Source organism: Micromonospora sp. DT31 (assembly GCF_049841795.1).
Lineage (GTDB): Bacteria > Actinomycetota > Actinomycetes > Mycobacteriales > Micromonosporaceae > Micromonospora.
This window is the reverse complement of sequence record NZ_JBNCKZ010000014.1, coordinates 30836-57573: the sequence shown is the minus strand read 5'-3', so window position 1 is coordinate 57573 and position 26738 is coordinate 30836. Positions and strand designations below refer to the sequence as shown.

At 74.0% G+C, this 26738-nt stretch carries 23 protein-coding genes; 8 read left to right on the top strand and 15 right to left on the bottom strand.

What is annotated here, in order from left to right; genetic code table 11:
• Window positions 1-143: 143 nt before the first annotated feature.
• Window positions 144-539: a PH domain-containing protein gene (locus ACLQ2X_RS21535; protein WP_425682880.1), complete on the top strand. Its 396-nt coding sequence runs from the start codon at window positions 144-146 to the stop codon at window positions 537-539.
• Here ACLQ2X_RS21535 and ACLQ2X_RS21530 read toward each other — a convergent pair.
• The gene (locus ACLQ2X_RS21530; RefSeq protein ID WP_425682879.1) at window positions 533-1459 is read right to left on the bottom strand and encodes a 2-hydroxyacid dehydrogenase; all 927 of its coding nucleotides are present in this window, start codon (window positions 1457-1459) and stop codon (window positions 533-535) included. The genes ACLQ2X_RS21535 and ACLQ2X_RS21530 overlap by 7 nt on opposite strands.
• Before the next feature lie 138 nt (window positions 1460-1597).
• On the opposite strand from ACLQ2X_RS21530, the gene ACLQ2X_RS21525 reads away from it, so the two are divergent.
• From ACLQ2X_RS21525 to ACLQ2X_RS21515, 3 genes are all read left to right on the top strand, one after another.
• Window positions 1598-3403: a SpoIIE family protein phosphatase gene (locus ACLQ2X_RS21525; RefSeq protein ID WP_425682878.1), complete on the top strand. Its 1806-nt coding sequence runs from the start codon at window positions 1598-1600 to the stop codon at window positions 3401-3403.
• Between the two features lie 114 nt (window positions 3404-3517).
• Entirely contained in the window at window positions 3518-4693 is a 1176-nt protein-coding gene (locus ACLQ2X_RS21520; RefSeq protein WP_425682877.1) for a PQQ-dependent sugar dehydrogenase, read from the top strand.
• A 54-nt stretch (window positions 4694-4747) separates the two neighbouring features.
• Window positions 4748-6361 (top strand): metallophosphoesterase family protein, encoded by a 1614-nt coding sequence (locus ACLQ2X_RS21515; RefSeq protein WP_425682876.1) that lies wholly within the window; start codon window positions 4748-4750, stop codon window positions 6359-6361.
• Window positions 6362-6412: 51 nt separating this feature from the next.
• Here ACLQ2X_RS21515 and ACLQ2X_RS21510 read toward each other — a convergent pair whose 3' ends face one another.
• Entirely contained in the window at window positions 6413-8770 is a 2358-nt protein-coding gene (locus ACLQ2X_RS21510) for a transketolase-like TK C-terminal-containing protein (RefSeq protein WP_425682875.1), read from the bottom strand.
• A 109-nt stretch (window positions 8771-8879) separates the two neighbouring features.
• Window positions 8880-10373: an Asp-tRNA(Asn)/Glu-tRNA(Gln) amidotransferase subunit GatB gene (gene gatB / locus ACLQ2X_RS21505; protein ID WP_425682874.1), complete on the bottom strand. Its 1494-nt coding sequence runs from the start codon at window positions 10371-10373 to the stop codon at window positions 8880-8882.
• A gap of 193 nt (window positions 10374-10566) precedes the next feature.
• Here gatB and ACLQ2X_RS21500 point away from each other — a divergent pair, with 193 nt between their 5' ends.
• Window positions 10567-10791 carry a hypothetical protein gene (locus tag ACLQ2X_RS21500; RefSeq protein WP_425682873.1) on the top strand — a complete coding sequence of 75 codons (225 nt, stop codon included), beginning with the start codon at window positions 10567-10569 and terminating at the stop codon, window positions 10789-10791.
• A gap of 126 nt (window positions 10792-10917) precedes the next feature.
• On the opposite strand, the gene gatA is transcribed toward ACLQ2X_RS21500, so the two are convergent.
• From gatA to ligA, 4 genes are all read right to left on the bottom strand, one after another.
• On the bottom strand, window positions 10918-12393 hold the full coding sequence (gene gatA, locus ACLQ2X_RS21495) for an Asp-tRNA(Asn)/Glu-tRNA(Gln) amidotransferase subunit GatA (protein WP_425682872.1): 1476 nt from the start codon (window positions 12391-12393) through the stop codon (window positions 10918-10920).
• Window positions 12390-12695: an Asp-tRNA(Asn)/Glu-tRNA(Gln) amidotransferase subunit GatC gene (gatC, locus tag ACLQ2X_RS21490; RefSeq protein WP_425682871.1), complete on the bottom strand. Its 306-nt coding sequence runs from the start codon at window positions 12693-12695 to the stop codon at window positions 12390-12392. Before gatC ends, gatA begins: the two co-directional genes overlap by 4 nt.
• 101 nt (window positions 12696-12796) lie before the next feature.
• Window positions 12797-15304: a putative bifunctional diguanylate cyclase/phosphodiesterase gene (locus ACLQ2X_RS21485; protein ID WP_425682870.1), complete on the bottom strand. Its 2508-nt coding sequence runs from the start codon at window positions 15302-15304 to the stop codon at window positions 12797-12799.
• A 151-nt stretch (window positions 15305-15455) separates the two neighbouring features.
• Window positions 15456-17609, bottom strand: a complete 2154-nt coding sequence (gene ligA, locus ACLQ2X_RS21480; protein WP_425682869.1) for an NAD-dependent DNA ligase LigA — start codon at window positions 17607-17609, stop codon at window positions 15456-15458.
• A 222-nt stretch (window positions 17610-17831) separates the two neighbouring features.
• Here ligA and ACLQ2X_RS21475 point away from each other — a divergent pair, with 222 nt between their 5' ends.
• Window positions 17832-18464, top strand: coding sequence for a type II toxin-antitoxin system PemK/MazF family toxin (locus ACLQ2X_RS21475; RefSeq protein WP_425682868.1), 633 nt, complete (start codon window positions 17832-17834; stop codon window positions 18462-18464).
• A 61-nt stretch (window positions 18465-18525) separates the two neighbouring features.
• Here the strand turns inward: ACLQ2X_RS21475 and ACLQ2X_RS21470 are convergent, their stop codons facing one another.
• The 8 genes from ACLQ2X_RS21470 to ACLQ2X_RS21435 form a co-directional block, all read right to left on the bottom strand.
• Entirely contained in the window at window positions 18526-19551 is a 1026-nt protein-coding gene (locus tag ACLQ2X_RS21470; RefSeq protein ID WP_425682867.1) for an ADP-ribosylglycohydrolase family protein, read from the bottom strand.
• Window positions 19552-19577: 26 nt separating this feature from the next.
• Window positions 19578-19946: a VOC family protein gene (locus ACLQ2X_RS21465; RefSeq protein WP_425682866.1), complete on the bottom strand. Its 369-nt coding sequence runs from the start codon at window positions 19944-19946 to the stop codon at window positions 19578-19580.
• A 36-nt stretch (window positions 19947-19982) separates the two neighbouring features.
• Window positions 19983-20987, bottom strand: coding sequence for a methionine synthase (locus tag ACLQ2X_RS21460; RefSeq protein WP_425682865.1), 1005 nt, complete (start codon window positions 20985-20987; stop codon window positions 19983-19985).
• 63 nt (window positions 20988-21050) lie between these two features.
• Window positions 21051-21194 carry a hypothetical protein gene (locus ACLQ2X_RS21455; protein WP_425682864.1) on the bottom strand — a complete coding sequence of 48 codons (144 nt, stop codon included), beginning with the start codon at window positions 21192-21194 and terminating at the stop codon, window positions 21051-21053.
• 98 nt (window positions 21195-21292) lie between these two features.
• Window positions 21293-22366 (bottom strand): tRNA 2-thiouridine(34) synthase MnmA, encoded by a 1074-nt coding sequence (mnmA, locus tag ACLQ2X_RS21450; RefSeq protein ID WP_425682863.1) that lies wholly within the window; start codon window positions 22364-22366, stop codon window positions 21293-21295.
• A 37-nt stretch (window positions 22367-22403) separates the two neighbouring features.
• Window positions 22404-23579, bottom strand: coding sequence for a cysteine desulfurase family protein (locus ACLQ2X_RS21445; protein ID WP_425682862.1), 1176 nt, complete (start codon window positions 23577-23579; stop codon window positions 22404-22406).
• A gap of 86 nt (window positions 23580-23665) precedes the next feature.
• Complete coding sequence (locus ACLQ2X_RS21440) at window positions 23666-24331, bottom strand: class F sortase (RefSeq protein ID WP_425682861.1); 666 nt, start codon at window positions 24329-24331, stop codon at window positions 23666-23668.
• The gene (locus tag ACLQ2X_RS21435) at window positions 24328-25158 is read right to left on the bottom strand and encodes a DUF4397 domain-containing protein (RefSeq protein ID WP_425682860.1); all 831 of its coding nucleotides are present in this window, start codon (window positions 25156-25158) and stop codon (window positions 24328-24330) included. The genes ACLQ2X_RS21440 and ACLQ2X_RS21435 overlap by 4 nt, the downstream gene beginning before the upstream one ends.
• Before the next feature lie 239 nt (window positions 25159-25397).
• Between ACLQ2X_RS21435 and ACLQ2X_RS21430 the strand changes: the two genes are divergently transcribed.
• The gene (locus tag ACLQ2X_RS21430) at window positions 25398-26003 is read left to right on the top strand and encodes an RNA polymerase sigma factor (RefSeq protein WP_425682859.1); all 606 of its coding nucleotides are present in this window, start codon (window positions 25398-25400) and stop codon (window positions 26001-26003) included.
• The gene (locus ACLQ2X_RS21425; protein WP_425682858.1) at window positions 25957-26727 is read left to right on the top strand and encodes an anti-sigma factor; all 771 of its coding nucleotides are present in this window, start codon (window positions 25957-25959) and stop codon (window positions 26725-26727) included. Before ACLQ2X_RS21430 ends, ACLQ2X_RS21425 begins: the two co-directional genes overlap by 47 nt.
• The last annotated feature ends 11 nt before the right edge of the window (window positions 26728-26738 follow it).

The following is a 26738-nucleotide window of genomic DNA, read 5'->3' as shown; positions in this document are numbered from 1 at the left end:
ATACGCCTAGCAACGATCCCGGACGCACACGGTGACGTCAGCAAGCTAGTGACATGCATCACAGCCCGGCACCGAGTTCCGCCGATCCGGCGATCGGGACGCCCGCCGGGGAGGCGGAGCCGGCCAGGTGGAATCATCGGGGGGTGAGCCGCACCGACACCGTCCGCTTCCGCCACAACCAGGCCATCCTGGTCGCCGCGATCGTCGCCCTCATCGGCGCGCTGCCGCTGGCGACCGCCCGCTGGTGGCTGCTGTGGGTGCTGCTCGTCCCGCTCGCCATCGCGATCTGGGCGTGGCGTGCGGGCACCGACGCCGACGCCCGCGAGCTGCGCCTGCGCGCCCTCCTGGGCCAGCAGCGGGTGCCCTGGACGCGGGTCGCCGAGCTGGCCGGCGACTCCCGCGGCCGCGCCGTCGCCCGACTCGACGACGGCCAGGTGGTGGTGCTGCCGGCGGTACGCGCCGCCGACCTGCCCACGCTGATCTCCGCCACCGGGCAGGACCTGCCCGACCGCACCCACCAGGAGCAGTCCGATCAGTAGCCGTCGACCACCCGGTTCGCCAGCTCCTCCCCGGTCGCGTACCGGCGTAGCTGCTCCCCCACCAGCCGGTACGCCCGCGGCAGCAGGCCGCGTACCGAGCCGGCGACGTGCGGGGTGAGCAGCACGTTCGGCAGGTCCCACAGGGGATGGTCGGCGGGCAGCGGCTCCGGGTCGGTGACGTCCACCGCCGCCCGCAGCCGCCCCGAGGCGAGTTCGGCAACCAGCGCCGAAGTGTCGACCACCGGCCCCCGCGCGGCGTTGACCAGCAGCGCGCCGTCCGCCATGGCGGCGAGGAACCGGCCGTCCACCAGCCCGCGGGTCCGGTCGGTCAACGGCACCAGCAGCACCACCACGTCCGCGTCGGGCAGCAGGGCCGGCAACTCGTCCACGCCGTGCACGCCCTCGCCCGGCCGGGGCGTACGGGCGACCAGGGTGAAGTCCACCTCGAACGGGGTGAGCCGGGCCCGGACCGCGGCGCCGATCGAACCGGCGCCGACGACCAGCACCCGCTTACCGGCCAGCTCGTCGGTCGGGGCCACCTCGTCGTACGCCCACTCGTGCCGCGCCTGGGCACGGGCCAGCGGCGCGAACCCCCGCAGCGCGGACAGGATCGCCGCGACCACCCACTCGGCGGTCGGCGAGTCGTGCACGCCCCGGGCGTCGCACAACGTCACACCATCCGGGATCCGACCCGCCCAGGCGTCCGCCCCGGCGGACAGCAGTTGCACCACCTCGACGTCGGGCAGCTCGGGCAGGAGCGCCCCGACCGCCGGCCCGGACAGGAACGGCGGCACCCAGAACCGCACCCCGGCCGGGGACGACGGAAGCCGGTCCGGGTCCTCCAGCACCTCCACGGTGACGCCGGGCGGCAGCTCGCCGATCAACCGGTGGCCCTCGGAGTGCGGAATCCATACCTTCACGATCGCCGACGATATCCGCCCGGACTCCGCGGCGCGGCGTGGGTCGTGACGAATGCCCGCCACCGGTGACACGCGCGCACGGCAGGGTATAACCGAAGCGGACGCCGGCCGGCGTTCCGGTTGCTGGGGACGGTGGCGATGAGCGAGGACGGCCCGGCCCGGGCTACCGTGCCGATTCCGGCGCTCTCCGACCGCGATCGGTTGCGATCCCTCGCCGAGACCGACCTCGACGCCGTCGCCGACGAGTCCTTCGACAGGTTCGCGCGGCTTGTCGGCGACCTGCTCGACGTGCCGGTCGCGCTGGTCTCGCTCGTCGACGCCGACCGCCAGTTCTTTCCCGGCGCGGCCGGGTTGCCCGAGCCGTGGGCGGACCGCCGCCAGACCCCGCTGAGCCACTCGCTCTGCCAGCACGTGGTCGACATCGAGATGCCGCTGGTGCTGCCCGACGCCCGCCTCTACCCCCGGGTCCGACTCAACCTGGCCATCAAGGACCTGGGCGTCGTGGCGTACGCCGGGATGCCGCTGACCGACCTCGACGGCCGGGTGCTCGGCTCGCTCTGCGCCATCGACAGCAAACCGCGCGCCTGGACCGGGGAGCAGATGCGGACGCTCGCCGACCTGGCCGCCGCCTGCTCCTCGGAGCTGCGGCTGCGGATCGCCCTGCGCGGCGCGGAGGGGGCCCGCCGGCGGGCCGAGGAGGCGCACGACCGGCTCGCCATGCTGGCCGGGATGAGCGAGATGCTCGGCGGCACGCTCGACGTGGCCACCGCGGTCGACCGGCTCGCGCACGCCATGGTGCCACTGCTCGCCGACTGGTGCCTGATCACGCTCGTCGACCCGGCCGGCCGGCCGCGCAGCGTCACAGGCGTGCACCGCGACACCGACCGCGGCAGCGACCTCGCCCGTTTCGCCCTGCTGCTGACCACCAACCTCGGCCCGGCGTCACAGATCCGGGCGGTGCTGCGGACCGGGCGGCCGGTGATGCGCGGCGCCGCCGACCTCGACGACGTGGCCCGTGGCACCACGGAACCGGAACTGGTGTCGCTTGCCGAACGGCTCGGCGTCGGCTCCCACCTGACCGTGCCGATCACCGCCGCCGGGGGCCGGGTCATCGGCGCGGTCACGCTCGTCAACCGGCCCGGCCGACGCGGCTTCGACGACAGCGACCTGCGCACCGCGCAGGACCTCGGGGTACGGGCCGGCCAGGCGGTCGGCAACAGCCGGCTCTACGGCGAGCAGCGGCACGTCGCCGAGGTGCTGCAACACAGCATGCTGCCCACGCTGCCAGCGGTGCCGGGGATGGAGCTGGCCGCGCGCTACCTGCCGGCCGCCGACCGGGTGGAGGTGGGCGGCGACTGGTACGACGCCTTCGTCCAGCCCGACGGCGAACTCGTCGCCGCGATCGGGGACGTCGCCGGTCACGACATCGAGGCGGCGGCCACCATGGGCCAGTTGCGCAACCTGGTACGCGGCAACGCGTACGGGCGGGTCGACCCGGTGGAGAAGCTGGTCGCCCACCTCGACCGGGCCATGGGTGGGCTCCGGGTACCCACGGTCGCCACCGCGGTGCTGGCCCGGGTACGCCCGACCGCCGACGGCCTGCTCGTCTCGTGGTGCAACGCGGGCCATCCGCCACCGCTTGTGATCCGCGTCGACGGCACCGTCTCGGTGGCGACCGGACGCGGTCCGCTGCTCGGCCTGGCCCGTCCGCCCCGGCGCACCGGCCGGACGCTTCTCCTCGCCCCCGGCGACACGCTGCTGCTGCACACCGACGGGTTGATCGAGCGTCGGGACCAGCCGATCGACGAGGGGCAGGCGGAACTGCTCCAGCAGATCACCGACGGCGGGCCCGGCGTGCCGCTGAACCTGCTGTGCGACCGGCTGCTCGCCGCCGCCGACCGCCGCGAGGACGACGTCGCCCTGCTCGCCCTACGGGCCGCCTGAGCCGCCGCACGGCCGTCGTCCGGCACGCCCGGCGCGCCGTGTGCGGGGTCGCCCGGGAGGGGCGTGGCGTTCGACCCGCCCGGTTCACCGGACCGCCCGGCTAGGCTGGGCCGGGTGAGCCCGCGTCTTGCGTACCCCCGAACCGGCCGCCTCCGGACGGCGCTGGCGGCGTCCTGCGCGGCGTTGCTGCTGGGCACCGCCGGCTGCGCCCTCGGCGAGCCCGATCCGGACCCGGCCGGCGAGCCGCCCAACCTGCCCACGCCGTCGAGCACGACCAGCCCCGGCGGGGCCGGTCAGCAGGTGGTGGCCACGGTGCTGGCGAAGGGGCTGGAGGTGCCGTGGGGCATCGCGTTCCTGCCCGACGGCACCGCGCTGGTCACGGAGCGGGACAAGGGTCGCATCCTCCAGGTGGGCCCGGAGTCCGGCCCGGACGGGTTGACCGTGCGGCCGGTGCAGACCGTCCCCGGCGTCGCCGCTGGCGGGGAGGGCGGGCTGCTGGGCATCGCGGTGTCCCCGACGTACGCGCGGGACCGCACGATCTTCGTCTACCACACCGCCGAGGGCGACAACCGGGTCGCGAAGATGCAGCTCGGGCAGCCACCCACGCCGATCCTCACCGGCATCCCGAAGGCCGGCAACCACAACGGCGGCGGGTTGGGCTTCGGGCCGGACGGTTTCCTCTACGTCAGCACCGGGGACGCCGGCCGCACCGAGAACGCGCAGAACGCCAAGAGCCTCGGCGGCAAGATCCTCCGGGTCACCGCCGACGGCAAGCCGGCGCCGGGCAACCCGACCGCCGGTTCGCCGGTCTGGTCGAGCGGGCACCGCAACGTACAGGGCTTCGCCTGGACGTCGGACAAGCGGATGTACGCGGTGGAGTTCGGCCAGAACACCTGGGACGAGATCAACCAGATCACCAAGGGCGGCAACTACGGCTGGCCCACGGTCGAGGGGCGCGGCGACGACAGGCGCTACGTCAACCCGATCGCCCAGTGGCCCACCGGCGACGCGTCCTGCTCCGGGCTGGCCGCGGTACAGCGGGTCCTGGCCGCCGCCTGCCTGCGTGGGCAACGTCTCTGGCTGGTCGAGCTGACCGGCACCGGAACTGTCCTCGGTCAGCCGCGCGACCTGCTCACCGGCCGGTACGGTCGACTTCGGGCCGCCGCGGTGGCCCCGGACGGCTCACTCTGGGTCAGCACCTCCAACCGGGACGGCCGGGGCCGGCCGGCCGCCGAGGACGATCGGCTCCTGCGGCTGGTGTTCGCCGACGGCGGAGCCGGTCGGAGCTGATCCGTCGCCAGCGGGTTTGTCAAGATCGCGCAAGGGGCAGGTCAGGATCTCAGCATGGACGGCCAGGAGAACGAATCGCCGCGCGCCGGAGACGCCACGTCCCCGGCGAGCGGACGTGCCCGCCGCTGGACGGCGTGGCGGCCGGGCCCCTGGCTGCGCCGGTTGGGCGCCGCGCTGGCCCTGCTCACCGTCACCCTCGGCGGCATCGCGGCGGGCACGTACGCCGGTGGCCACATCGCCACCGACATCGGCCCGTTCCGCGCCGAGTTGAAGCTCAGCCCGTCGCTGGACGGCGGCACCACCGTCGACATCCCGCCGCTGGGCGCGCTGCTGCTGGACAGCCACGACGGGCCGGCCTACCTGACCGTCGAGGTGGGCGCGCTGGACCAGGGGCGCACGGAGGCCCTGCTCGGCGACCCGGCCAGCATCAGCCGGGCCAGCCACTCGGCGGTGCAGGACGTCCGCGACGGGATTCTGCGGCTCGGGTTGCGCACGCTCGCCTCGGCGGTGCTGGCCACGCTGATCCTGGCCGCACTGGTCTTCCGGGACGTCCGGCGCACCGCCTGGGCGGGTGGGCTGGCGCTCGTCGTCACCGCCGGCAGCCTCGGCCTGGGCGCCGCCACGCTGCGACCACAGTCGATCGAGGAACCCCGGTACGAGGGCCTGCTGGTCAACGCGCCCGCCATCGTGGGTGACGCCCGGCGGATCGCCAACGACTACACCAAGTACGCCGAGCAGCTGCAACGGCTCGTCGGCAACGTCAGCAAGCTCTACACCACGGTGTCCGCGCTGCCGGTGATGCAGCCGTCACCCGGCACCACGCGCGTGCTGCACGTCTCGGACATGCACCTCAACCCGACCGGCTGGCAGTTGATCCGTACGGTGGTCGAGCAGTTCGGCATCGACGTGGTGATCGACACCGGTGACATGACCGACTGGGGCAGCGAGCCCGAGGCGTCCTTCGTCGGCTCGATCGGCCTGCTCAAGAAGCCGTACGTGTTCATCCGCGGCAACCACGACTCGCCGCGCACGGCCGCCGCGGTGGCAGAGCAGCCGAACGCGATCGTGTTGAACAACTCGATCACCACGGTGGGTGGGCTGACCATCGCCGGTGTCGGTGATCCCCGGTTCACGCCGGACAAGGAGACGTCCCCGGCCGGCAGCGGCCTCACCGCCCCGGTGGCCGACCAGATGATCGGTGCCGGCGAGCAGCTCGCCGGTACGGTGCGCAAGTCGCCGCGGAAGGTGGACCTCGCGCTGGTGCACGACCCCGCGTCGGCCGGGCCGCTGTCCGGCGCCTGCCCGCTGGTGCTGTCCGGGCACACCCACGCCCGCCAGGTCTCGAAGCTGCCGCAGGTGCCCGGCGAGCAGCCGACCACCCTGATGGTGCAGGGCTCGACCGGCGGGGCCGGGCTGCGCGGTCTGGAGGGTGAGAAACCGACCCCGCTCACCATGACGGTGCTCTACTTCGACCAGCAGAAGCTGCTCCAGGCGTACGACGAGATCACCGTGGGCGGGACCGGGCAGTCGCAGGTCAACCTGGAACGGCACATCATCCGCGACCCCGCGCAGGGCGACCAGGTGCCGGTCACCCCCACCCCCACCCGCGGCCCGTCGGAGTCGCCGTCGCCGGGCGCGACCAGCCCGAGCCCCACCACCACCGGCTGACCGTCGGCGGCGCCGGCGGTCAGCGCAGGCGGCGGTCAGCGCAGGCGGCGGTCAGCGCAGGGCGAGCGCGGCCAGGGCGGCGTTGACGATGCTGCCCGGCAGCAGGTCGTGCAGCTCGTACAGCTCCCGGACGCTGCCGGACTGGCCGAACTCGTCCACCCCGAGCGGCACCGCCGGGGCGCCGACCGCCGAGCCGAGCCAGGCCATCGCGTGCGAGGCCGCGTCGTGCACGGTCACCACCGGCACCCGGTCGGCGAACGCCGACCGCAGCGCCCCGGGCACGCTCGGCACGGTGGCGGTCCGCACGCCCTGACGCAGCGTCCGCTGCCACGCCCGGTACAGCCGGTCGAGGCTCGTCACGTCGATGACGTGCGCCGCGACGCCCTCCTCCGCCAGCTCCGCGGCGGCGGCCAGGACCTCCGGAAGCACCGCGCCGGAGGCCGCGAGCTGCACGACCGGGGCGTCGGCCAGATCCGGGTACGCCTGGTGCGCGTCCACGAGCCGGTACGCGCCGGCCACCACCTGCCGGCGCAGCACCGCGTCGCCGAGTCGCGCCCGGGCCGCCTCGAACGGGGCCTGGTCGACCGGGCGGGTGCTGAGCCGGAAGTAGTACGCCCCGTCCTCGGCCGGGGCGGCGGTGGCAGGCGGGAGAGCCCCGGCGGCGATCTGCCCCAGCGCGTCACAGAGCAGCCAGTCGAGGCTGCCGGCGTACGCGGGTTCCAGGAACGTCACCCCGGGCAGTTCCAGGCCGACGGACGCGGTGATGGTGGACTGGTGGGCGCCACCCTCGGGGGCCAGGGTGATGCCGGACGGGGTGCCGGCCACCACGAAGCGGGAACCGGAGTAGGTGCCGTAGAGGAACGCGTCCAGGCCGCGCAGCACGAACGGGTCGTAGACCGTGCCGACCGGCAGCAGCGGCTGGCCGGACAGGTCCCACGCCAGGCCGAGCTGACCCAGCAGCAGGAACAGGTTCATCTCCGAGATGCCCAGCTCGATGTGCTGCCCGGCCGGGCTTTCCGTCCAGCGCAGCATCCGGTCCTCGGTCCAGGAACGCTGCTCGGTGGGGGCGAAGACGCCCGTCTTGTTGATGAACCCGGCCAGGTTCGTCGAGGTGGCCACGTCCGGCGCGGTGGTCACCAGGTAGGGCGCCACCTGCGGGTCGCGGGCCAGGTCGACGAGCACCCGGCCGAAGACCTCCTGGGTGGAGACCGGCTTGTTCACGCGTACCCGGGTGGTCTCCGGGACGGTGACGCCCAGCGCCCGCTCGCGCGGTGGGCGGGACAGCGCCTCCCGGCGCTCACCGACCCGGATGCCGGCCGGGGAAGCCGGGTCGAGGCGGTCCCACTCGGTTTCCGCGGTCAGTCCCTGCGCGGCGCGCAGCACGTCGACCTGGTCGGTGGTCAGCAACGCCGAGTGGTTACGCGGGTTGCCGGCGATCGGCAGGCCCCAGCCCTTGACCGTGTACGCGAAGACCACGCTCGGCCGGTCGGTGACCGCGTCGCACTGGGCGTACGCGTCGAGCATCGCCTGCAGGTCGTGCCCGCCCAGGTCGGTGACCAGGGGCCCCAGCTCGTCGTCGGGGATGTCGGCGACGAACGCGGCCACCTCGTCCGGCGCGCCGTCCAGGAACCGCGAGCGCAACGCCGGGCCGGCCAGCCCGAACAGCGACTGGTACTGCTCGTTGGGCATCAGGTCGATCCAGTCGCGCAGCACCGCGCCACCCGGCCGGGCGTACGCCTCGGCCAGCCGGCGGCCGTACTTGACCTCGACGACGTGCCAGCCGGCGGCCTCGAACTGGCCGCGCCACTGGTTGATCCGGATGCCCGGCACTACCCGGTCCAGCGACTGCCGGTTGAAGTCGACGAGCCACATCACGTTGCCCAGCCCGGTGGTGGCCGGGTCGGCGACCGCCTCCCAGATGTTGCCCTCGTCCAGCTCGGCGTCGCCGATGAGCGCCACGAACCGGGAGTGCGGCCGGGCCCCGAAGTGCGCGTCGACGTAGCGGCGGGTGACGGCGGCGAACAGCGGCGCGGCGGCGCCCAGGCCGACCGAGCCGGTGGAGAAGTCCACCGCGTCCGGGTCCTTGGTGCGCGACGGGTACGACTGGAGGCCGCCGCGCGCCCGCAGCTTCGGCAGGTACGACCGGTCCAGGTTGCCCAGCAGGTACTGGACGGCGTGGAACACCGGGGAGGCGTGCGGCTTGACCGCGACCCGGTCCTCGGCGTCCAGGTGGGCGAACCAGAGCGCGGTCATCGCGGTGACAAGCGAGGCGCTTGATGCCTGGTGGCCGCCGACCTTCACCCCGTCGCCGGTGTCCCGGTCGTGGTTGGCCGCGTCGACGATGCGGGTGGCGAGCCAGAGCACCCGGCGCTGGATCTCGTCGAGGATGTCGAGGTCGTGCTGGTTCACGGTGACTCCATCCGGGCGTCGCCGTTGACGCCCTCTGCGGGGGTGGCGAGGCGTTAGGAAGGGCCCCTTCCCATGCACCAGGCGTTAAGAAGGGGCCCTTCCTCACACGTCAGGCGCCGAGGCGCGACAGGATCAGCTCGCGGACGGTCTTGGCGTCCGCCTGCCCGCGGGTGGTCTTCATGACCGCGCCGACGAGCGCGCCGGCCGCCGCGACCTTGCCGCTGCGAACCTTGTCGGCGACGTCCGGGTTGGCGGCGATCGCCTCGTCGACGGCGGCGGTGAGCGCGCCGGTGTCCGACACGACCTCCAGGTTGCGGCCGACCATGATCTCGGTGGGCGAGCCCTCGCCGGCCACCACGCCCTCCAGCACCGCGCGGGCCAGCTTGTCGTTGAGCTTGCCCGCGTCGACCAGACCCTGCAGCTCGGCGACCTGCGCCGGGGTGGCGCCCACGGCGGCCAGGTCCACGCCGGTCTCGTTGGCGCGGCGGGACAGCTCGCCCAGCCACCACTTGCGGGCCGCGGCGGGGGTGGCGCCGGCGGCCACGGTCGCCTCGATCAGCTCGACCGCACCGGCGTTGACCACCGACTGCATGTCCAGGTCGGACAGGCCCCAGTCCTGCTGGATCCGCTTGCGGCGCAGCCGCGGCAGCTCCGGCAGGGCGGCCTTCAGCTCGGCCACCCACGCGGTGTCCGGGGCCAGCGGCACCAGGTCCGGCTCCGGGAAGTACCGGTAGTCGGTGGCGGTCTCCTTCGACCGGCCCGACGTGGTGTCGCCGGTGTCCTCGTGGAAGTGCCGGGTCTCCTGGGTGATCCGGCCGCCCGCGTCCAGCACCGACGCCTGACGCAGCATCTCCGAGCGGACCGCCCGTTCCACCGAGCGCAGCGAGTTGACGTTCTTGGTCTCCGTCCGCGTGCCCCACTCCTCGCCCGGCAGGTTCAGCGAGGTGTTGACGTCGCAGCGCAGCGAGCCCTCCTCCATCCGCACGTCGGAGACGCCCAGCGAGCGGATCACGTCGCGCAGCTCGGCGACGTACGCGCGGGCCACCTCGGGCGCGAGCGCGCCGATGCCCGGGACCGGCTTGGTGACGATCTCGACCAGGGGGATGCCGGCCCGGTTGTAGTCGACGAGCGACTCGGTGGCGCCGTGGATGCGGCCGGTGGCGCCGCCCACGTGCAGCGTCTTGCCGGTGTCCTCCTCCAGGTGCACCCGCTCGATGCCGATGCGCACCAGCTCGCCGTTGACCTCGACGTCCAGGTAGCCGTCGAAGCAGAGCGGCTCGTCGTACTGGCTGATCTGGAAGTTCTTCGGCATGTCCGGGTAGAAGTAGTTCTTCCGGGCGAACCGGCACCATTCGGCGATCGAGCAGTTCAGCGCCAGCCCGATCCGGATGGTCGCCTCGATGGCCGCCTTGTTGGCCACCGGCAGCGAGCCGGGCAGGCCCAGGCAGACCGGGCAGACCCGGGTGTTCGGCTCGCCGCCGAAGTCGGTCGGGCAGCCGCACCACATCTTGGTGTTCGTGCCCAGCTCGACGTGGGTCTCCAGGCCGATCACCGGTTCGTAGCGCGCCACGACCTCGTCGTACGCGGGCAGTGTCGTCGTCATCTGAGCTCCAGGCGCGATCCGGACAGAACCGTTCCAGCCTAATCGGCCGGCCCGGCCACCCCGCTGCCGGGCTTCGAGATCGCCGTCCGGGCCCCGCCACGCCAGCATGGGCGAGCCGGCTCAGGGGTACGTGTCGACCATGACGAATACGGGGGACGGCTCGTCGGCACGGCGCGAACGCGGTGAACCACAGATGACGCCACTCTTCCCGCACGTTCGGCAGGTGGTGGTGGGCATGGTCGCCGTCCTCGTCATGGCGGTGACGGTCAGCGCGGTCCAGTGGTCCCTCTCCGACGACCCCGAGAGCTTCTGGGCTCTGCTGCTCGACAAGGGCCCCGGCGCCGGCGGCGCGCTCATCGGAATCCTCGTCGCGCGCTGGCTGACCGGTTCCGGGCGTCGCGAGCGGAAGGACCGATGAGCAGGGGCCGGTGACGACCGGCGCCGTGCCGGTGGTCGGGGCGGTGGCCCTCGGCGTGCCCGCGCCGGCGGTCGGAGTGGGGTGGGCCGGGGCTCAGGCGGCCACCCCGCCCGAGCCCCGGGGAGATCACAACGCCGGCGGGGTGAGCGTGCCGACGGCGCCCTCCAGCGCGGCGGCGACCCGGTACATCCGATCGTCGGCCATCGTCGGGGCCATGATCTGGAAACCGACCGGCAGGCCGTCGGACAGGCCGCACGGCACCGAGATGGCCGGGCCGCCGTACAGGTTCGTCGGGATGGTGAACAGGTCGGCCAGGTACATCTGGTACGGGTCGGAGGTGCGCGCCCCGATCGGGAACGCCACGAACGGCGTGGTCGGCGAGATCAGCGCGTCGACCCGCTCGAACGCGTTGGTGAAGTCGCGCGTGATCAGCGTGCGGACCTTCTGCGCCTGCCCGTAGTAGGCGTCGTAGTAGCCCGACGAGAGGGCGTACGTGCCGATCATGATCCGGCGCTTGACCTCGGGGCCGAAGCCGGCCTCCCGGGTCAGCGACATGACCTCCTCCAGCGACCGGTTGCCGTCGTCGCCGACCCGCAGGCCGAACCGGACACCGTCGAACCGGGCCAGGTTGGACGAGCACTCGCTCGGCGCGATCAGGTAGTAGGCCGGCAGCGCGTAGGAGAAGTGCGGGCAGGAGACCTCGACGATCTCGGCGCCCAACTTCGCCAACGCCTCGGCCGCCTCGCGGAACGCGGCCAGCACGCCCGGCTCGGCCCCCTCACCGGTGAACTCGGTGACCAGGCCCAGCTTCACCCCGGTCAGGTCGCCGGTGGCGCCGAGCCGCGCCGCGGCCACCACGTCCGGCACCGGGGCCGGGATCGAGGTGGAGTCACGCGGGTCGTGGCCGGCAATGACCTGGTGCAGCAGCGCGGCGTCGAGCACGGTACGCGCACACGGGCCCGGCGTGTCCAGCGACGACGAGAACGCGACCAGGCCGTAGCGGGAGGTGCCGCCGTAGGTGGGCTTCGCGCCTACCGTGCCGGTGACCGCGCCGGGCTGGCGGATCGAGCCGCCGGTGTCCGAGCCGATCGACAGCGGCGCCTCGTACGCGGCCAGCGCCGCCGCGCTGCCACCGCCGGAGCCGCCCGGAATCCGGTCGGTGTCCCACGGGTTGCGGGTCGGGCCGTACGCCGAGTATTCGGTGGAGGAGCCCATCGCGAACTCGTCCATGTTCGTCTTGCCGAGCATCACCGTGCCGGCGGCGCGCAGCCGCTCGACGATCGTCGCGTCGTACGGCGGACGCCAGCCCTCCAGGATCTTCGACCCGACGGTGGTGGGCACGCCCTTGGTGGTGAGCACGTCCTTCACCGCGACCGGCACCCCGGCCAGCGGGCCCAGTTCCGCGCCGGCGGCGCGTCGCTCGTCCACGGCACGCGCGGCGGCCAGCGCCCCCTCGGTGTCGACGTGCAGGAACGCGTGGACCCGGTCGTCGACGGCGGCGATCCGGTCCAGGTGCGCCTGGGTGACCTCGACCGCGGAGGTCTCGCCGCTGGCCACCAGCCCGGCGAGGTCCGCGGCGTTGAGCTTGGTCAGGTCGGTCATGAGGCCACATCCTCGTCCAGGATCCGCGGGACGCGGAACCGCTGTTCCTCGGCGTCGGGGGCGCCCGACAGCGCCTCCTGGGGGGTCAGGCCCGGCCGCACCACGTCCTCGCGGAGCACGTTCGTCAGTGGCACCGAGTGCGACGTGGGCGGGATGTCCCCCGCGGCGACCTCGCCTACCTGCGCGACGGACTGGAGGATCACGTCGAGCTGACCGGCGAAGGTGTCCAGCTCCTCCTCGGTGACGGCGAGCCGCGACAGTCGCGCGAGGTGCGCGACCTCCTCGCGGGAGATGGCGGCCATCGGGTGCCCCCTTCGTGGCTGTCCTGAGACGTCTGCGGTGGGCCGGCCGCGCGTGCGCAGCGATGACGCGCGGTGACCGGAGCGAGTCTATTGTCCCGCCGTCACGACGACGCCTTCGACTCCCCCTGCGCCACCGTCGCGCCCCGGCTCGCGGTCTCCGCCGGACGCACCGGGCGGTAGCGCGACAGCCACGTGGCCAGGTCCTCCGCCGGCATCGGCCGGGCGTGGAACCAGCCCTGCGCCACGTCGCAGCCGGCAGCGTGCAGCAGCCGCCAGGTCCGCTCGTCCTCCACCCCCTCGGCCACCACCCGCAACCCCAGCGCGCCGGCCAGCTCGATCATCGAGCGGACGATCGCCGCGTCGTCCGGATCCTCGGCCATCCCCAACACGAACGACCGGTCCACCTTCACCTCGGACAGCGGCAGCCGGCGCAGGTGTTGCAGTGAGGAGTAGCCGGTGCCGAAGTCGTCGAGCGCGATGCCGACGCCGATCCGGTGCAGCTGGGTGATGCTGGCCAGCACCCGACGGGGGTCGGCCATCAGCGCGCCCTCGGTGATCTCCACCTGGAGCCGCTGCGGCGCCACCCCGTACCTGGTGAGCCGGTCGGCGATCTGGTCGGCGATCTCACCGGTGTGCAGGTCACGGACGCTGACGTTGAGCGCCGCGCGCAACGTCAGCCCGGCCGCCGACCACTTGGCGAGCTGCTGCACCACGTCGTCCACCACGCGGCGGGTGAGCAGCCGCATGACCGCGCTCTGCTCGGCGACCTGAATCAGCTCGCCCGGGTCGACCATGCCCCGGCGGGGGTGCCGCCAGCGCAGCAGCGCCTCCACGCCGACCACCTCGCCCGTCGCGATGGCGATCTGCGGCTGGTAGTACATGGTGATCTCGCCCGCGTCGCCGGCCGGCTCCCGTGGCGCGGCCACGACCGTCCCGTCGGCGGTGGGCCCGATGACGCCGGGCGCGCCGGCGCTCACGGCGGCCGCCACGTGGCCGGCGACGTCCCCGGCGACCGGGGCGGCCCGGACGCCGTCACCCCGCCGCCCGGACGCGGCGGCGGTGCGGCGACGCACCGGGTCGGCACCGGTGATGATCTGCTCGATCAGGTCGTCGTCGTGCCGCGCCTCGACCTCGACGCGCCGCCGCCGCGGTCGCCGCCGCCAACTGGTGCCGGATCGGCCGTCACCGCCGGCCGGGTAGGGATCACCGGCCGGTCGAGGATCGCGGGCCGCCGGCAGCCCAGCGGGCAGGGCCGCGCCGTCGCTCCCGCGTACGCCCGTCGCCGCGTCGGCCGGCGCGGACGGCTCCGACTCCAGCACCCGGCGCAGGTCGGCCAGGAGACTCAGCCGCTCGGCCGAGTTGTGGTCGGACTCCGGCGCATAGACCGCCACCGTGTCGTTGCGGTGCTTCGCGTCGTACATGGCGACGTCGGCGTGCCGCATCAGGGTGGCGAAGTCCTCCCCGTGGTCGGGGAAGAGCGCGATCCCGATCGAACCGCCCACGTCCAGCGGCAGCCCGTCCAGCGGCACCGGCTCGGCGAGCGCGGCGACCACCCGGTCGGCCCGTTCGCGGGCCTGGTCGAGGTCGGTGAGCCGGGGTACGACGATGGCGAACTCGTCGCCGCCGAGCCGCGCCACCAGGTCACGCCCACCGACCACGTCGGTCAGCCGGGCACTCACCTCGACCAGCAGGCGGTCCCCGACGGCGTGCCCGAGCGCGTCGTTGACGTGCTTGAACCGGTCCAGGTCGAGCAGCAGCAGCGCCAGGCGCGCGTCCGGCTCCCCCCGGGCGGCCCGCTCGGCGTGCAGGTGCACCTGCTCGGCCACCTCGGTGAGCAGCGCCTTGCGGTTGGGCAGGCCGGTGAGCGGGTCCGCGTCGGCGAGTTCCTCCCGCTCGTCGGAGAGTCGGGCCATCCGGTAGACGGCGAACAGCGGGACCAGCACCAGCGGGATCAGCGCCGCGCTGGCCCGGGCGGCGGTCACCAGCACCGGTGCGAGCAGCAGCAGCGAGCCGGTGGAGACCAGCTCGTAGGCCAGCCCGCTGCGGACGTTCGGCCACCACCGGCCGCCGAACCGCAGCCGGACGGCGGAGCTGACCAGACCGTAGTTGACCACGAACCAGGCCACCGTCGCACCGCCTACCGCGGCCACCTCGGTCCAGCGCAGCCGGCCGCCGTCGAACAGCTCACCCGGGCCGAGACGGCTGACCGCGTACGCGGCGGCCAACGCGCACGCGTACTGCGCGGCGTTGAAGCCGGTGCGCCAGGGGGCGTACCCGAGGCGCCAGCCGCTGACCGCCACCGCCACCGCCTGCACGGCGACCGCCGGACCGAAGCCCCAACCGAGCAGGATCGCGAAGGTGAAGCAGGTGGACGGGAAGACCGCCGAGGTCTGCCGCCGGCCGGGCGGGACGAACGGGCGGGCGTCGCAGGCCACCGCGAGCGCCGCCATGGTCCAGAACGCGGCGGGCAGTTCGGCGAGCCGGCCGGGCAGCGCGGCAAGCGGCCCGGCCGAGACGACCACGGCGACGGCGCCGATCGCGGCGACGAAGCCGTAGAACGGCCCGGTCCGCCCGGGCGGGACGGAGTTACGCGGGTCGCCGGTCTCCATCGCACCTCCCGGGAACGATCCTGGCGTACGCCGTCACACGCCGTACGCCAATGAAACGCCCTCCGGGCCGATTTCCCCGACACGACAGTCACGAATCGGTCGTAGTCGTAATTAACTTGGTATGTGCCGTGGCCGCCGGGTGACCAGGTTGTCAGTCCTGCACCCGGGCCACCTGGCGGGCCGCGTCCGGCCCGGACTCCAGCAGCACCCGGAACCCGTCCTCGTCCAGGATCGGCAGTTTGAGGGTGGCCGCCTTGTCGGCCTTGGAACCGGGGTTGTCGCCGACGACCACGAAACCGGTCTTCTTGGACACCGACCCGGTCACCTTGCCACCCCGGGTCTGGATCGCCTCGGCGGCCTGGTCGCGGCTGAACCCGGTGAGCGTGCCGGTGACCACCACGGTGACGCCGTCGAGCGGGCGTGGTCCCTCGTCACCGGCCTCCTCGGCCATCCGCACGCCCGCGTCGGCCCACTTGCGCACCACGTCGCGGTGCCAGTCGACGGCGAACCACTCCTTCAGGCTGGCCGCGATGGTCGGGCCGACGCCGTCCACCGAGGACAGCTCCTCCTCGCTGGCCTCCTCGATCGCGGTGACCGACCGGAAGTGCCGGGCGAGCGCCTGGGCGGCGGTCGGGCCGACGTGCCGGATGGACAACGCCACCAGCACCCGCCACAGGTCGCGTTCCTTGGCGACCGCCAGGTTGTCGAGCAGTTTCGTGGCGTTGCTGCCGAGGCTGCCGTCCTTGTTGACGAAGAACGGCGACTGGCTCAGCCGCTGCGCGTCGAGGTCGAACAGGTCACCCTCGTCGGTGATGATCCCGGCGTCGAGCAGCGCCGCCGCGCCCTTGTAACCGAGCACCTCGATGTCGAACGCGCCCCGGCCCGCCAGATGGAAGACCCGTTCCCGCAGCTGCGCCGGGCAGCTGCGGGAGTTGGGGCAGCGGATGTCGACGTCGCTCTCCTTGGCCGGCGCCAGCGGCGTGCCGCAGGCGGGGCAGTCGGTCGGCATGACGAACGGGCGGGCGTCGGCCGGCCGCAGCTCGACCACCGGACCGAGCACCTCGGGGATCACGTCGCCGGCCTTGCGCAGCACCACCGTGTCGCCGATGAGCACGCCCTTGCGCTCGACCTCGCGGGCGTTGTGCAGGGTGGCGAGCGCGACCGTGGAGCCGGCCACCCGCACCGGTTCGAGGACGGCGAACGGGGTGACCCGCCCGGTGCGGCCCACGTTGACGTCGATGTCGAGCAGCGTGGTGTTGACCTCCTCCGGCGGGTATTTGAAGGCGATCGCCCAGCGCGGGGCGCGGCTGGTCGAGCCGAGCCGGCCCTGGATCGGGACCGGGTCGACCTTGACCACCACGCCGTCGATCTCGTGTTCGACGTCGTGCCGGTGTTCGGCGTACCAGGCGATGAACTCGGCCACCCCGGCCAGGTCGGGCACCACCTTCCAACGGTCGCTGGTCGGCAGCCCCCACGCCTTGAGTGCGGCGTAGGACTCGGACTGGGTGGCCGGCCGGAAGCCCTTTCGCGCCCCGATGCCGTGCACCACCAGGCGCAGCGGACGGGAGGCGGTGACCCTCGGGTCCTTCTGCCGGAGGCTGCCCGCGGCGGCGTTGCGCGGATTGGCGAACGGCGCCTTGCCCTGCTCGACCAGGCCGGCGTTGAGGTCGGCGAACGCGGTCACCGGGAAGTAGATCTCGCCGCGCACCTCCAGCAGCTCGGGCACGTCGGGGAAGTCGTCTGCCGGGGTGAGCCGGGCCGGGACGTCGGCGATGCTGCGCACGTTGGCGGTGACGTCCTCACCGGTGCGGCCGTCGCCCCGGGTGGCCGCGCGCACCAGCCGACCGTTCTCGTAGGTCAGGTTGATGGCCAGTCCGTCGACCTTCAGCTCGCACAGGTAGGGCACCGGACCGCCGGCGTCGCGCTCGACCCGCTCGGCCCAGGCGGCCAGCTCCTCGTCGGCGAAGGCGTTGTCGAGGGAGAGCATCCGCTCGGCGTGGGTGACCGGGGTGAAGTCGGTGGAGAAGGTGCCACCGACGCGCTGGGTGGGCGAGTCGGGGGTGCGCAGCGCCGGGAACTCCGCCTCCAACGCCTCCAGCTCGCGCAGCTGCCGGTCGAACTCCGCGTCGGTGATGGTGGGCGCGTCCAGCACGTAGTAGCGGTATTGGTGCTCGGTGAGCTCCTGGCTGAGCGTGGCGTGCCGGTCCCGCGCCTGCGGGGTTGGCTCGGCGCCGGCCGCCGCCTCCTGGGCCGCGTCGACCGCGGTGGGAACCGCTTCCTCGGGCGCCGCTGCTTCCTCGGACACCGCTGCTCCTTCAGTCACCGCTGACGACCTCCCGTGCTGCTCGCGCTCCCGTGCTGCTCGCGCGTCCACCGAACGGTATCGGTCGGGACTGACAACCGTCCGGCCACCCGCGCGGTGAGCAGGCGAATCGGTGCCCGGGTGGGCGCGTGTCGCGCCGTCGGGCGGCCGGCGGCCGGCCGTGCGACGATCGCGGCGGCGGAACGGACGGAGGGCGGGGTACACATGCGCGACGGTGTGATCTGGGCGCTGGTGATCGTGGCCTGCGTTGCGGCCGGCTGGCTGTGGAACGAGTGGCGTCGCCGGGTGGCCGAGCGGTCCACCGGCACGGGCCGGACCGGCGACCGGCGGCGGCCGCGCACCCGACGCGGCCGATCCGACGAGCGCGGCCGATCCGACGAGCGGGGCCGATCCGACGAGCGGGGCCGACCGGGTACCGGGCGGCCGGGCCGCGACCGGGCCGGGGCAGTCCCGCGCGGCGACCGCGCCCGGGCCGGCACGGCGCCGAGGCCGCGCGGCACCGACCGGCCGACCGGGCCGACGCCCCGGCCCGGGGAGATCTGGTGGGCGGACGTGCCCTACGCCGACGCGACCGGATCCAAGGTGCGCCCCTGCCTTGTGCTGCGGGTCGACGGCCGGGACGCCGACGTACTCAAGATCACCAGCCAGGACAAGTCGGATCGGGACGACCATCTGCCGATCCCGACCCGGGACTGGGACCCGGACGCCGACCACGACAGCTTCCTCGACGTCAGCGAGCCGATCCCGGTGCCGCTTACCGCCTTCGCCGACCGGGCCGGCACCTGCGACCCGGCCCTGTGGCGCGGAGTCAGCCGACTGCCGCACCTCACCGGCTGAGCCGCCCCGGGGAGGCGAGGGCCCGCGCCCTCGTCGCCGGCGGACGCGCGCCCCTCGTCCGCTAGCGCACGCCGCTGTCGAACGCGTCGGCGAGCGCGCCGAGCTGGTCGGCGTACTCGATGCGCCCGGCCCAACCGGGCGGCCAGGCGGCCATCCCGTGCGCCGCCCCGACGAACGCGCCGGCCAGCGCGGCGATGGAGTCGGAGTCGCCGGCGGTGGTCGCGCCCCGGGCCAGCGCGGCGACCGGGTCGTCCGGGTGCCGCAGTGCGCAGAGCAGCGCGGTGGCCAACGCCTCCTCGGCCACCCACCCCTCGCCGGTGAGCCGGCACGGGTCGCCGCCGTCGTCGGGCCGGGCCAGCGCGGCCGCCAGCCGGTCGAGCGTCCGCAGGCACTCGTCCCAACCCTCGGCGACGAACCCGGCCGGGTCACCCGCGCCCGAGTGCCGCCACAGGTCACCGAGCCAGTCTTCCCGGTAGACCGAGCGCTGCTCCCGGGCCCGCGCGGTGAGCCGGCCGGGCAGCTCCGGCAACGCCGCGCCGTCACGCAGCAGCCGGACCGCGTACGCGGTCAGCTCGCTGGCCGCCAGCCCGGTCGGGTGCCCGTGGGTGAGGCCGGCCTGGAGCTGGGCCAGCCCCGCCATCGTGTCGAGGTCGACGTCGAGCAGCCCGACCGGGGTGACCCGCATGTTCGCGCCGCAGCCCTTCGAACCGGCGACCGTGGCGTCCTGCCAGCGGGCGCCCCGGGCCAGCTCACCGCAGGCGCGCAGGCAGGTCATCCCGGGGGCGCGGTTGTTCTCCGGGCTGGCCGCCCAGTCGAGGAAGCGCTGCCGCAGCAGCGGCTCCACCACCCCGGCCGTGTACGTGGGCGCGTCGTGCAACGCCCACGCCACGGCCAGCGCCATCTGGGTGTCGTCGGTCACCAGCGCCGGATCACCGGTCAGCTCGCGCGGACCGTCCGGGCCGTAGCGCCGGACGATCTCGGTGACGGTGAGGAACTCGGTCGGCTTGCCCAGGGCGTCGCCGTAGGCCAGGCCGAACAGCGAGCCGGCGGCGCGACGTGCGGTGGAGGCGGTCACGGTGGTGATCATGCCTCGACCGCGCAAGGAACGGGAGGTCAGTCCCAGCAGAGGCAGAACGGGTGACCGGCCGGGTCGGCGTAGACCCGGAAGCCCTCCCCCTCGCCGGGCAGCCGCCGCGCGCCGAGCGCCAACGCCGCCTGCTCGGCCGCCTCGATGTCGTCCACGGTCACGTCCAGGTGGAACTGCTGCGGACGCTCCGGGTCGGGCCAGTCAGGGGCGCGCAGGCCCGGCGCCTTCTGAAAGGCGAGTCGCGGCTGGTGCCCCGGCGAGCCACCGAGCACCACCCACTCGTCGCCGTCGGAGTTCTCCTCGGACAGCGGCAGGCCGAGCAGCTCGGCGTAGAAGCCGGCAAGTGCGCGCGGGTCTGGGCAATCGATCACGGTGGAGCGCAGTTGTCCAATCATGCCGGTCATTCTGCCCCCGGGGTACGACGGAGAATGTCACTCCTCGGCGAGCCGGCGGCCCGCGTCCCGGCAGGCGGCCAGCACCGCCCGGGCGTACGCCGGGGTGGCCCCGGCCAGGCCGCAGGCGGGCGTGACCACCACCTGCCCGACCAGCCGGCTGCGGGGGAAACCGAGCCGGTCCCAGACCCGGCGGACCCGGTCGGCCACCTCGGCCGACGTGGGAGGCCGGCCGGTCGGCGGCGGCAGCGTCGGCGCGGCGCCGGCCAGCAGGCCGAACCCGGCGTCGATCGCCTCGCCGAGCGGGTCGAGGTCGGTGACCAGCGACAGATCGAGGGCGACGCCGACCGCGCCGGTCGAGCGGATCAGCTCCAGCGACACGTCGGGCGCGCAGCAGTGCACCACCGTCGGCACACCGGCCGCCTCCAGCACGCCGCCAAGCAGGGCCCGGGCCACCTCCGACTCCATCGGACGGTGGGTGCCGAGGCCGCTCTCGGTCGGCACCCGACCGGCCAGCACCGCCGGCAGGGACGGCTCGTCGAGCTGAAGCAGCACCGAGGCGTGGGGCAGCCGCCGGGCCACCGCGGCGACGTGCCCCCGCAACCCTTCGCCCAGCGATCCGGCCAGGTCGCGCACCGCGCCCGGGTCGCGCAGCATCGGACCGCCGATCGGCAGCTCCAACGCGGCGGCCAGGGTCAGCGGGCCGGCGGCCTGGACCTTGACCGGGCCGGCGTACTCCTCGGCCTGCTCGGCGAGCTGGTCCAGGTCGCGTTCCATCAGGTCCCGGGCGCGCCGCAGGTCCCGCCCCGGGCGCGCGGCGACCCGCCAGCGGGCCGCGTACAGCTCGACCGGCAGTTCGACCAGCAGGCCGGCGGTGCGGCCGACCAGGTCCGCGCCCGGCCCCCGGGCGGGCAGCTCGGGCAGGTGCGGCAGGGCGGGCAGCTCACCGAGCACGATCCGCTGCGCCTCGGCGATGTCGGTGCCGGGCAGCGAGCCGATGCCGGTGGCTGCTGCGGCGGGCCAGGACCACGCGTGATCTGTCACGGGCGAAGGGTATCCGGTGGTCCGCGACCGGTTGCGCGACGCCGGTCGACCGGTCGCGGCCGGTCAGCGGTTTGCCTCGTCCAGCCACATCTGCTGGATCTGCGCCAGCGGCCTGCCCTTGGTCTCCGGCAGCAGCCGCCAGACGAAGACGAACGCCACCACGCAGAGGCGGCGAAGACGCCGAACGCGCCGGTCTGGCCGAGCCATTCGGCGAGGCTGAGGAAGAACTGGCTCACCGCCTGTAAGACCAGCCCGATTCTCGTCGACCCGGGCAGGCCCGGGGGCGATACGGCGGATCTGCCAGGTCAGCCGGTGATGGTGGCGGAGCCGAGAACCACGTCGCCGGCCGGGTCCGGCCGGTAGGCCACGATCGCCTGACCGGCCGCGACACCCCGGACCGGCCGGCGCAGCGACGCCCGCAGTCCGTCGGTGTCGACCTCGACGGCCGCCGGCACCACGTCACCGTGCGCCCGCAACTGCACCTCGCACTCGATCGGGCCGTCCGGGCGCGGCCCGCCGGTCCACACCGGGCGGGTGGCACGCACGTCGGAGACCTCGAGCGCCTCGGCCGGGCCGACCGTCACCGTGTTCGTGGTCGGGGTGATGGACAGCACGTAGCGGGGCCGGCCGTCCGACGCCGGGCGGTCCAGGCGCAGCCCGCGCCGCTGCCCCACCGTGTACTGGTAGGCGCCGCTGTGCTGCCCCACCACCGCGCCGGTGAGCGCGTCCACCACCTGGCCCGGCGCCTCGCCGAGCCGCTCGGCGAGGAAGCCGCGGGTGTCGCCGTCGGCGATGAAGCAGATGTCGTGCGAGTCGGGCTTGTCGGCCACGGCGAGGCCGCGCCGGGCGGCCTCCGCGCGCACCTCGACCTTGGTCGAGTCGCCGAGCGGGAAGATCGACCGGTCGAGCTGCGCGCGGGTCAGCACCGCCAGCACGTACGACTGGTCCTTGGCCGCGTCGACGCTGCGCCGCAGCAGCCCGTCCGCGCCGAGCCGGGCGTGGTGACCGGTGACCACGGCGTCGAAGCCCAGGGCGACGGCCCGGTCCAGCACCGCCGCGAACTTGATCTTCTCGTTGCAGCGCAGGCAGGGATTCGGGGTACGGCCGGCGGCGTACTCGGCGACGAAGTCGTCGACCACGTCGTCGTGGAACCGGTCGGCCATGTCCCACACGTAGAACGGGATGCCCAGCACGTCGGCGGCACGGCGGGCGTCCCGGGAGTCCTCAAGCGTGCAGCAGCCCCGCGCGCCGGTGCGGTAGGTCTGCGGGTTGCGGGCCAGTGCCAGGTGCACGCCCGTCACGTCGTGACCGGCCTCCACCGCCCGCGCCGCCGCCACGGCGGAGTCCACCCCGCCCGACATCGCCGCCAGAACCCTCACCGGCCCACTCCCCTCATCCGCACCGAGCGTATCCGGATCAGCGGGGGGTGCGGAGGGCGGCCGCGCGGCGGGCCCGTTCCACCGCGGCCGGCAGGGCGGCGATCAGCGCGTCGATGTCCGCGCCGGTGCTGGTGTGCCCGAGCGTGAAGCGCAGCGACGACCGGGCCCGGTCGTCGTCGGCGCCCATCGCCAGCAGCACGTGCGAGGGCTGGGCCACCCCGGCGGAACAGGCCGAGCCCGTCGAGCAGGCGATGCCGTGCGCGTCCAGCAGCAGCAGCAGCGCGTCCCCCTCACAGCCCGGGAAGGAGAAGTGCGCGTTGCCGGGGAGCCGGTCGGCCGGGTCGCCGTTGAAGACCACCTCGGGGACCGCCCGCCGCACCCGGTCGACAAGTTCGTCGCGGAGCGCGGCGACCCGGGTCGCGTACTGCTGCTGGCCCTTCACCGCGACCTCGACGGCGACCGCGAACGCGACGATGCCGGCGGTGTCGAGCGTCCCGGAGCGCACGTCGCGCTCCTGGCCGCCGCCGTGCAGCAGGGGCGTCGCGGCCACGTCGCGGGCCAGCAGCAGCGCACCCACACCGGTCGGCCCGCCGAGCTTGTGCCCGGTCACGGTGAGCGCGGACACCCCGCTGGCGGCGAAGTCGACAGGCACCTGCCCGACCGCCTGGATGGCGTCGGTGTGGAACGGCACCCCGTACGCGGCGGCGACCGCGGCCAGCTCGGTCACCGGCTGGACGGTGCCGACCTCGTTGTTCGCCCACATGGCGGTGACCACCGCGACCCGTTCGCCGTGCTCGGCCAGCTCGGCGCGCAGCCCTTCCGGGTCGAGCCGCCCGGTCGCGTCGACAGGCAGCCGGCCGACCTGCGCCCCCTCGTGCTCGACCAGCCAGTCCACCGCGTCCAGCACGGCGTGGTGCTCGACGGCGCTGGAAACCACCCGGGCCCGGTCCGCGTGGGCCGCCCGGCGGGCCCAGAAGATGCCCTTCACGGCTAGGTTGTCGCTCTCCGTCCCGCCCCCGGTGAAGATCACCTCGGAGGGGCGGGCGCCGAGCGCGGCGGCCACCCGTTCCCGGGACTCCTCCACGCGCCGACGGGCGCGACGACCCGCCGCGTGCAGCGACGACGCGTTGCCGACCTCGCGGGCGGTCGCGACATACGCCTCGAGTGCCTCGTCGAGCATCGGGGTCGTCGCCGCGTGATCCAGGTATGCCATCACCGTTCAGCCTAACGGCCCGCGGATCCGCAGCCGGGGGCCGGACCGCCCCTCCCGGCGGGAGTGGGACGGGGCGGTCCGGTGTCTCAGGCGGGTACCGCGGTGACCACGATGTTGTCCCGGTAGCTGCGGGTCTTCGCGTCGAACGGCCCGCCGCAGGTGATCAACGTCAGGCGGGGCTTGCCGTCGCGGGCGAAGTAGCGGTCCAGCGGGATCTTCGACTTGCGGTACTCCTCCCGGGCCACCACCCGGTAGCGGCGCTCCTCGCCGTCGGAGCCGGTGGCGGTGAGGATGTCCCCCCGGCCCAGTTCGCGGAGCCGGAAGAACGCCCCCTTGCCCTGGTCGGCGCTGTCCACGTGCCCGGCGATCACCACCGAGCCGGATCCGGCCTCCAGCCCTGGGCCGTACCGGTACCAGCCGACCTGGTCCACGCTGGGCGGCACCTCGAACTCGTCGGTGCGCTCGTTGACGCCGACCGGGTTGACCGTGGCGGTGACCTTGATCGGCGGGATACGCAGTTTCACCGGCGGCACGATCGCGCCGTCCGACGGCAGCGCGCCCGGGTTCACCGGCACCGACCCCTGGTCGGCCGCCGACGGTGTCGGGGTGGGCGTGGCGGTGGCCAGGGCCGCCGCCTCGTCGGCGCCGACGTCCTCGGCGGGTTGGGACCCGCACGCCACCACCGTGGCGAGGGTGAGCGCGGCGGCGCCGGCGGCCATCGCCGCCAGCGCCCCGCGGTTACCCAGCCTCATCGGCGACCGGTCCGGGCGGTGGCCACCCGCGCCCCGCCGCCGACCAGGAGCAGCACGCCGGCGCCGGCCAGCACGTACCACCAGGTGTCCACACCGGTGCCGGCCTGGCCGCCGGTGCCGCTGGGCACGCCACCGGGGGCCGAGTGCAGGCCGCTGATGGTCTGCGCCACCACGTCCAGGTTCTTGGCCTCGGCGGAGCCGATCGCGTAGACGATGGTGGCCGTGCCCTCCTTGAGGTTCAGGTCGGCCGGGCCGATGGCGACGGTGTCGGTGCCGGCGAGCACCACGTCCGCCTTCACGGCGCTGGCGGCCACGTCGGCCTTGGCCTCCTTCGGGTTGGTCAGGCCCTCGAAGACCGGCTTGCCGCCGGCCCGCACGTCGACGGCCGGGGCGGCGGCGGTGTGCCGGACGATCAGCCGCGCCTTGCCCGCACCCACCTTGGACACGTCGTTGACGAACGGGGTGATCTGCGGCTTGCCGTCGGCGCTGAGGTGGGCGGCGAGGCTGATGTTGGCCCCGCCCGGCACCGCGGCGTCGTCCACCTTCAGGATCGCCTTGTCGATCGCCTCACCGGGCTTGGTCAGGGCGATGTCGTAATCGCCCTCGGGCAGGGTGAGCGGGCCGGCGACGTCGCCGGGCTTGAAGTTGTTGAGCGTCTTCTCGCCGTTGACGTACACGTCGACCGGGGTGTCCGGGATGCCGTGGACCACGGAGACCTTCGACGAGGCGGCGTAGGCCGGGCTCATGGTGGCGGCGCCGACTCCGGCGAAGGTCAGGGCGGCTACCGCACCGCCCGCGGCGACCCGACGGAACATCGCGTACTGCATTGTCTGCCTCCTGGTGGTTCATGCTGATTCGTCAGGCCTGGCTTGCAGAACGGGTTACGCCGGCTCCGGCACCCCCGGATGCGCCCGAATCCGTTTTCTTTTTCCTCCCCGGCACGCATCCGTCCGACCCCACGGCGACGAAGGAAAGGTGACGGGGGGTCGCGGCGGACACACCGGAGAGTGGGGTGAGGGCTGTGGGAGTTACAGTCGGGTATGCCCCACGGAAGGCGAGCCGCCCGGTGACGGCGGTCAGGCAGGGCCCCGAACCACCGGGCGAGGACGACCTCGCGACGCGATTCCGCGACGGCGACGAGGCAGCCCTGCGAGAGGCGTACGACCGATACGGCCGGGCGGTGTTGCACCTGGCCACCACGACGCTCGCAAACCGCAGTGACGCCGAGGACGTGACCCAGGCGACGTTCGTCGCCGCCTGGCTCGGCCGCGAGACGTTCGATCCGACGAAGGGTTCGCTGATCGGCTGGCTGCTCGGCATCGGGCGACGCAAGGCGGTCGACCGGATCCGGGCCGCGGCCCGGGAGACCAGGGTGGTGGAGACGGTGCGGCGACTACCCGAGCCGGCCGCCACCGGTCCCGACCCGGACACGGTGGTCGACCGGCTGGTGGTCGCCGACGAGCTGGCCCGGCTCCCCGACGAGCAACGTCGGATGCTGGAGTTGGCGTTCTACGACGACCTGACACACCAGCAGATCGCGACCGTGACCGGAGTGCCGCTCGGCACGGTCAAGAGTCACATCCGACGCGGCATGCAGAGCCTGAAACGCAGATGGGAGGTGGACGGTGCAGCACCTGGACCACGACCGGCTGGTCTTTCTGGCGCTCGGTGAGAGCGAGGCCGCTGACGGTGAAGCCACCCATCTGGACACCTGCGGCCACTGCCGGGGCGAGATGGAGACGCTTCAGCACGTCGCCGGGCTCGGCGCGAGCACCCAGGGCCTGACCGACCTGCCCGACCCGCCGGAGCACCTGTGGCAGGGCATCGTCGCCGAGATCCGCGCCGCCGAGGAGTTGCCGACGCTCGCCGATCGGCGCGTGCCGCGCCCGGCGGACCCGGTCGAGCCGGCTGCGGCGCCCGGCGCGCGACGGCGTACCCGCCGGGGGCGGCGCTGGCCGAACTGGGCGACCACGGTGGTCACCGCCACCGCCGCCGCGGTGATCGGCGTGGCCGGCACCGCCGCGGTGCTCGGTACCGGCACCGACGAGCCCGACCCGCAGCCGACGGTCCTGGCCAGCGCGCCGCTTGCCGCGTTCGGCGCGACGCCGAAGGACGCCTCCGGCGACGCCCGCGTGCTCGGGGACAACCAGTTGCATCTGCACGTGGCGAATCTCCCGCGCATTCCGGGGTACTACGAGGTCTGGCTGATCGATCCGGGCACGATGAAGATGTTCTCCGTGGGCACGCTGAGCAACGGATCGGGGGAGGCGCTGTTGCCGATTCCCCCGAACGTGGATCTGCGCACCTACACCGTGGTCGACATCAGCGCCGAGCAGTTCGACAACAACACCCGCCACTCCGGCGACAGCCTGTTGAGGGGCACCCTGACGGGCTGATCGGCGGGCCG

Coding starts and splice junctions, on each gene's coding strand:
- ACLQ2X_RS21525 (WP_425682878.1), top strand. CDS start 1,598: ATGAGCGAGGACGGCCCGGCCCGGGCTACCGTGCCGATTCCGGCGCTC.
- ACLQ2X_RS21515 (WP_425682876.1), top strand. CDS start 4,748: ATGGACGGCCAGGAGAACGAATCGCCGCGCGCCGGAGACGCCACGTCC.
- gatB (WP_425682874.1), bottom strand. CDS start 10,373: ATGACGACGACACTGCCCGCGTACGACGAGGTCGTGGCGCGCTACGAA.
- ACLQ2X_RS21500 (WP_425682873.1), top strand. CDS start 10,567: ATGACGCCACTCTTCCCGCACGTTCGGCAGGTGGTGGTGGGCATGGTC.
- gatA (WP_425682872.1), bottom strand. CDS start 12,393: ATGACCGACCTGACCAAGCTCAACGCCGCGGACCTCGCCGGGCTGGTG.
- gatC (WP_425682871.1), bottom strand. CDS start 12,695: ATGGCCGCCATCTCCCGCGAGGAGGTCGCGCACCTCGCGCGACTGTCG.
- ACLQ2X_RS21485 (WP_425682870.1), bottom strand. CDS start 15,304: ATGGAGACCGGCGACCCGCGTAACTCCGTCCCGCCCGGGCGGACCGGG.
- ACLQ2X_RS21475 (WP_425682868.1), top strand. CDS start 17,832: ATGCGCGACGGTGTGATCTGGGCGCTGGTGATCGTGGCCTGCGTTGCG.
- ACLQ2X_RS21470 (WP_425682867.1), bottom strand. CDS start 19,551: ATGATCACCACCGTGACCGCCTCCACCGCACGTCGCGCCGCCGGCTCG.
- ACLQ2X_RS21465 (WP_425682866.1), bottom strand. CDS start 19,946: ATGATTGGACAACTGCGCTCCACCGTGATCGATTGCCCAGACCCGCGC.
- ACLQ2X_RS21455 (WP_425682864.1), bottom strand. CDS start 21,194: ATGGCTCGGCCAGACCGGCGCGTTCGGCGTCTTCGCCGCCTCTGCGTG.
- ACLQ2X_RS21445 (WP_425682862.1), bottom strand. CDS start 23,579: ATGGCATACCTGGATCACGCGGCGACGACCCCGATGCTCGACGAGGCA.
- ACLQ2X_RS21440 (WP_425682861.1), bottom strand. CDS start 24,331: ATGAGGCTGGGTAACCGCGGGGCGCTGGCGGCGATGGCCGCCGGCGCC.
- ACLQ2X_RS21435 (WP_425682860.1), bottom strand. CDS start 25,158: ATGCAGTACGCGATGTTCCGTCGGGTCGCCGCGGGCGGTGCGGTAGCC.